The organism is Paenimyroides ummariense, assembly GCF_900115115.1.
GTDB lineage: Bacteria > Bacteroidota > Bacteroidia > Flavobacteriales > Flavobacteriaceae > Flavobacterium > Flavobacterium ummariense.
The window spans coordinates 25,563-32,118 of sequence record NZ_FOVI01000031.1; the positions used below are offsets into that span (position 1 = coordinate 25,563).

Genomic DNA, 6,556 nt, shown 5'->3' on the forward strand with positions numbered 1-6,556 from the left:
TTTAGTTTATTAATTAACCTTTTTACGGTTATCGTTAGAATCTCTGTCGATTAACTTGTTGTATGGATCAACACCCACTTCAACCGGTTTTTTATCAACAATGATGCTTACTTTATTGTTTACCTTATTTATTAGGTATTTTTTGTTGTAAATTTCATTTTCGTATTCGTGGTTCCCTTTCATGGTTTTTTCTCCAAAAACACCCACTTCAACATAATCGTTTAAAGGATAGGAATTTATTTCTTTCTTACCATCTTTTCCTGTTAAAGTTTTTCCGTTCGCATCTTTATAAATTTGCGTACCTTTTGGAGAAGTTCTGTATTTTGAAACGATAAAAGAAATATCAACCTGATACTTACCATCTTTCAAAGGTTTTACTTCAACTTTATCAACCTTATTGTCATACAATGTTATAGTTTCAAACATATCAGTAATTAAATACTGTAAATTCGCCGGAGTATTTGCTTTTAAATGATTTACAAACTCTATAGAATTTGTGTACGGAGCTTCTTGGAATTTTACTTTGGCAACATATTCTTTCAATATATCATTAAAACGCTTTTCGCCCAAATAATCGCTCATGGCATACAATACCAATGATCCTTTGTTGTAATGAATATACTGCTGATTTTCGTTGTACATTAACGGATTTTCCTCTTTATCTTCCCATGTTCTTCCTCTTAAATAACTGTCTAACGCATCTTTTAAGAATTTACGCATCTGGAATTTGCCGTATTCTTTCTCTAAAACTTTTAACGAACTGTATTCCGATAACGATTCAGACAATAAAGTGGCACCTTTAACATTGGCACCAATTACCTGATGAGCCCACCATTGATGCGCCATTTCGTGTGATACAACAGAGAACGGATAATCAACACCGTTTGGATCGTCTTCATCTACATCGGCAATAAAACCAATAGCTTCAGAAAAAGGCATGGTGTTAGCAAAAGCCTGCGCAAAAGTTCCCATAGTTTTAGGGAATTCAATGATACGAGCTTGTTTGTGCTGGTATTCGCCAAAATTTTCGCTGTAATAAGCCAACGATTTTTTCAAAGCTTCCATCATTCGATCCAAATTGTATTCGTGACCTTTATGATAGTAAATCTCCAAATTCAGGTTGTTCCATTTTTCTTTTTTAACTTCATATCTTGCCGAATTAAAAGCATAAAAATTCAACATTTTCTGATCCATTTTGTAATGGAAATAATTTCTGCCGTCTTTCTGCCATTGTTTCTGAAGATATCCTGGAGCAATTGCCGTTTGATCGCCCGCTGTGCTTACCGTTGTTTCAAAAGTAATCCAATCGGCTTCGTTTGAAATATAAGTGTTTTTACGCGCTTCCGGATCATCTGTCGCAGCCATACGTTCGCGTGGAGCCAAGTTGTATTTTTTACGGACATCGTTATCTTGAATTTCAACCCCATCGTTATATCCAAAACTCGGAAAAATACTGTTGTTTATAAACGTTCCGTTTTCCATGATAGGCGAGCGATCTTGTAACCAAGTATTTGATTGGTTTTGAACAACCATTTCAACTTTTAACGAATCGCCCGGATTTAAAGGTTGATTTAATCGGTAAATATCAAATTCCATAACCGTATCATTTTTAACCAATTGATAATCTTTATTGAATTTAATGCTTTGGAAGTTTTTTCCGTAATTAATGAAAAGAGAATCAATCGCTTTTTCAGATTTATTCACCATTACATAATTAACAACCGCTTTATAATTGCGTTCGTTCGGCAAAATATCCATGTTAACCTTTACATCAACAATACGTGGTTGTGCATATTTTTCGAATTTCTTGTATTTCTTTTCGTACTCGACTCTTTGTTTTTCAATATCTTGTGAAGTGTAGTAAGGTTCCAGCTTTACTTCTTGATAGTACAAAGCGTATCCTAAACCAACAAATGCTAAAGTTGTAATAATTAACGGAACGGCAATTGGCATTTTAAAACGTTTTGCAAATACTTGTAAACGTTCTTTTGCGCTTGAAATAATGCCTCTGCGCCAAAATAATAATGTTAAACCGTACAATACAAAACCAAAAAGCAGCCAATACAGTTTGTAGTAGAAATATCCGCGTACAATTCCAAAACCATTCATGTCTGAATAACTGTAACCCGGATCTGAATTAAAACTGAAAACAGCTTGTTCTATTCCTAACTTACTTAATCCCATTGGAAGCATTTGTGCTATTAGAATAACAAAGAAACCAATTAGATAATTTTTGAAAAACGATTGAATAAATAAAGCAAACAGAATTAAAACGGTGTAGGATATTAGTTTAAATCCAAAAAAGTTTGCTATGTACTGACCAATTTCAAAATTATAATATCCGTAGTAAATCTGAATTATTATGCCCGATACAATAGTAATTAAAAATACCACGGCTACCATTTGTACTAAAGCAATAAATTTTGATAAAAACAAACTCCAATTAGGTACCGGTGTAGAATCAATCAATAAATTCATACGAGAAGATGCAGAATTGTTCAGTAAAATACCCGAGAACAAGAAAACAATAATTGGTAAGAAAAAGCCAATAAATTCATTAATTAATTCAATAACTTTCCACGTAACAGGTAAGGTGCGCGTACCCATTAAACTTTGTCCTAAAGTGTAACCAGAAACAACAATACAGATCATTATGATAACCATTAAGGTAATAAAAATCCAGTTTTTTATGATTGCTTGGAACTCTAATTTAGATAATCGAAAAGCCGTTTTTAAGTACGATACGAACGAATAGTTGTAACTAACTTTTGGTAAATTGACTTTTACAATGCTTCCAAAATTGTTTTTTGTAACACGTTCTGCTTTTCTTTTTTTACCGATAGATATTGGTGATTGCGAAAAAGAGAATGAAAAATACGTAACGGCTAAGGCTAAAATACCTACACCAATCCATATTAAACGGTTGTAAATAATTACATCATCTAACGGAATCATTAAAGTATTTTGCTCATCGATCGTCCAATATTTTGTAACATAACTTAAAGCTTCGTTGCCGTAAGGTTCTATTAACGAAACCAAAAATTTATCATCAACATTATTTGTTAAGTTAGATAATAAAATACGGGCAATAAGCAAAATAATAACAAAAATAAAACCTATGTATTGGTTGCGTGTTAAGGTAACTAACATAAAAATTAGAGCTCCTATAAAAAATGTATTTGGAACTACAAATAGTATATAGCTTTGAAAGTATGCCGCAATTTTTATGGGTCCTAACAGATCAGGGTTTGCAAATGGTAGTACCGATGCTATTAAAAATGCTAAACCAATAGATAAAGTGATAAAGATTGTAACTAAAAAACCACTAAAGAATTTACCCATTAAATATTGAAATTTATTAAAAGGGTAAGCAAATAGCAAGGTATGCGAATTGTATTTAAAATCGCGATACACCGTAGCACCAATAACTGTTGGTATGATAAAATTCACCAAAGTTGACAATGAACCAATGATAGCATTAATTGCTAAAGGCGAGTTTATTATGGTGTTAGATGCAGTTGTTGTTCCAAAAGTATCAAAATATCCTAAAGCATCTGCCATTAAAGTAAAAGCAAGCGCAAAAAATATTAAAAAGTATAAATAAAACTGCCAGTTTTTAAACCAGCGTTTTGTTTCAAATTTAAAAATAGTTCCCAGCATTAGTTATCTTTTTTTAATGAAACAAAATAAACGTCTTCTAAAATTGGTTTTGCCTGAATAAAGGTTTCGTTTGGCTGTGCATCGCTATATACGCGAATATTTAGAGTATTATCCGGATTAAAGTTCGATGAAAGAATGTTGTGTTTTTGGTTGTATTCATCAAACTCGGCACGTTCAATGGTTCTTCTCCAAATTTTTCCATCTAATAATTCTTCGCCACTTGTAGGTGTACCCTCAAACAAAATTTTACCGCCGTTTAAAATAGCAATTTCGTTACATAATTCACGAACGTCATCCACAATATGGGTCGAGAAAATCACGGTATGGTTTGCACCAATTTCACGCAAAACATTCAAAAAGCGGTGACGTTCCGCAGGATCCAGTCCGGCAGTTGGTTCATCAACAATAATTAATTGCGGATTGTTTAAAAGCAACTGTGCAATACCAAAACGTTGTTTCATACCGCCCGAATATCCGCTAACGCTTTTAGATCGAACATCGTATAAATTAGTTAGTTCTAAAACTTCTTTGATAATTTTTTTGCGTTCGTCTTTTTTTGTGATGCCTTTTAATTGAGCAAAATAATCTAACAATGTTTCTGCCGACATGTTTGGATAAACTCCAAATTCCTGTGGCAAATAACCTAAAACTCTGCGCAAGGCATTTTTATCTTCTAAAACATTGATATCATTAAAAGTTACCGAACCCGATGACGGAGTTTGTAACGTAGCAATGGTACGCATTAACGATGATTTTCCCGCACCGTTTGGACCCAATAAACCAAACATACCTTTGCCTATTTCTAAATTTACATTATCTAACGCTTTAACGCCGTTTTTGTAGGTTTTTGTTAACCCCGAAATTTTTAGACTCATAACCTATTTTTTTATCGATTTTTATTGTAATTTTTCTAAATTGATTTTAATGTAAGTACAACTATTTACTTAAATGTTACAAAAGATGTGAAGTTTTTGGTTAGAAGTTTTAAGTTGAAACAATAAAAAAAGGAAAACTTTCGCTTTCCTCTTTATCTATTATCTATTCTCTATTGTCTGATTTCTTACTTTACGTATTCAATATCGTTTTGTTCCACTTTTTGATTGTCGAAAAAACCTTGTTCACGCATCCAGTCGTCGCTGTAAATTTTACTCATATAACGCGATCCGTGATCAGGGAAAATCACAACTACATTACTGTTTGCGTTAAATTCACCTTCCACATCGAACTGACGAACAGCCTGAAAAGCCGCGCCCGATGTATATCCTACAAAAATACCTTCTGTTTTAGATATTTCGCGTGCTGTGTGTGCTGCATCTTCATCGGTAACTTTCATAAACTGATCGATCACAGAAAAATCTGTTGCTGTAGGAATCAAATTTTTTCCCATTCCTTCAATTCGGTAAGGGTAAATCTCGTTCGGATCAAATTCATGCGTTTCGTGAAACTTCTTTAAAACAGATCCAAAAGCATCAACACCTAAAATGCGGATGTTCGGATTTTGTTCTTTTAAAAATTTCGCAGTTCCCGAGATCGTTCCGCCTGTACCAGAACAAGCAACCAAATGTGTTATGTTGCCGTTGGTTTGTTTCCAAATTTCAGGACCTGTGGTTTTGTAATGCGCATCGATATTCAGTTCGTTAAAATATTGGTTGATATAAACCGAACCTGCAGTTTCTTGATGAATACGCTTTGCAACGCTGTAATATGAACGAGGATCGTCTGCAGATACATTTGCCGGACAAACGTACACTTTTGCACCCATTGCCTTTAACATATCGATTTTATCTTTCGATGATTTAGACGAAACCGCCAAAATACATTCGTAACCTTTAATAATGCTGACCATTGCAATGCTGAAACCGGTGTTACCCGACGTTGTTTCAACAATAATACTACCTGGTTTTAAAATGCCTTTGCGTTCTGCTTCTTCAACAATATGCAAAGCAATACGGTCTTTTGATGAGTGCCCCGGATTAAAAGCTTCCACTTTAGCAAAAAAGTTACCTTTTAAACCTTGAGATATTTTTTTTAATTTGATAAGCGGTGTATTACCTACAAAATCTAAAATATTCTCATGCGCCTGGATCTCTTCTTTCATTTTTTTTGTTTTTAGCGAATTTTCAACCTCGCTAGTTAACGTGGCAAAAGTACTATTTTTTTATTTAATGTTGTTAATTTTATCCTACAAACGAATTTATAAGTTTAAAAAAGCAGTATATTTACCTACCAAAATCAGCTTAAATTATGGATATTCAAGCAATAAAATTAGAATTAATACAGTACTTGTTGAATACTGATAAAGAATCGCTACTTCAAAAAGTAAAAGAATTAGTATTAAAGGAAGAACGTAAAGTTAATAATCCAGATAACAGAACACCTTTTACTATTGAACAGTTAAATGCAAAATTAGAACGGGCAGAAGAAGATTATAATTCGGGAAGAATAACAACTGATGAAGATTTAGCAAAGGAAATAGAAACTTGGTAAAATGGTTGAAAAGACCTATAAAATTATTTGGACCAATGAGGCAAAAAATGATTTAAAAGATATTTTTGATTTTATCAAAAAGCAATCTGTTCAGAGTGCCAAAAATGTTATTTCAGATATAAGAAATGCGCCTAAATCTGTACATTTTTTACATCAGAACGAAAAAGAATATTACAATAATAAATACCGTAGAATAATTATAAGAAACTATAAAGTTCTCTATAGAATCAATGAGTTTAATAATGAATTGATAGTTGCTGCGGTATTTCATACTAATCAAGAGCCTGAAAAATTATCAGAAATAGATTAAAATAAAAAAGAGGCTGTCTAAAAAGGTCTTTGGTATAATCCCCGACATGTTTTTTGTCGGGGATTTTTTTTATTGTCCTCAAATTTTGTTAACTTGAGG

At 32.9% G+C, this 6,556-nt stretch carries 5 protein-coding genes; 2 read left to right on the forward strand and 3 right to left on the reverse strand.

The window, feature by feature from the left end; translation table 11 throughout:
* Positions 1-9 precede the first annotated feature (9 nt).
* The 3 genes from BM253_RS15150 to BM253_RS15160 form a co-directional block, all read right to left on the reverse strand.
* Complete coding sequence (locus BM253_RS15150; RefSeq protein WP_177205804.1) at positions 10-3,660, reverse strand: ABC transporter permease/M1 family aminopeptidase; 3,651 nt, start codon at positions 3,658-3,660, stop codon at positions 10-12.
* Entirely contained in the window at positions 3,660-4,535 is an 876-nt protein-coding gene (locus BM253_RS15155) for an ABC transporter ATP-binding protein (protein WP_091525992.1), read from the reverse strand. The genes BM253_RS15150 and BM253_RS15155 overlap by 1 nt, the downstream gene beginning before the upstream one ends.
* 185 nt (positions 4,536-4,720) lie before the next feature.
* Complete coding sequence (locus BM253_RS15160; protein ID WP_091525994.1) at positions 4,721-5,758, reverse strand: cysteate synthase; 1,038 nt, start codon at positions 5,756-5,758, stop codon at positions 4,721-4,723.
* 146 nt (positions 5,759-5,904) lie between these two features.
* Here BM253_RS15160 and BM253_RS15165 point away from each other — a divergent pair, with 146 nt between their 5' ends.
* Both BM253_RS15165 and BM253_RS15170 read left to right on the forward strand, forming a co-directional pair.
* Positions 5,905-6,147 carry a hypothetical protein gene (locus BM253_RS15165; RefSeq protein ID WP_091525996.1) on the forward strand — a complete coding sequence of 81 codons (243 nt, stop codon included), beginning with the start codon at positions 5,905-5,907 and terminating at the stop codon, positions 6,145-6,147.
* Between the two features lies 1 nt (position 6,148).
* Positions 6,149-6,457: a type II toxin-antitoxin system RelE/ParE family toxin gene (locus tag BM253_RS15170; RefSeq protein ID WP_091525998.1), complete on the forward strand. Its 309-nt coding sequence runs from the start codon at positions 6,149-6,151 to the stop codon at positions 6,455-6,457.
* Positions 6,458-6,556 lie beyond the last annotated feature (99 nt).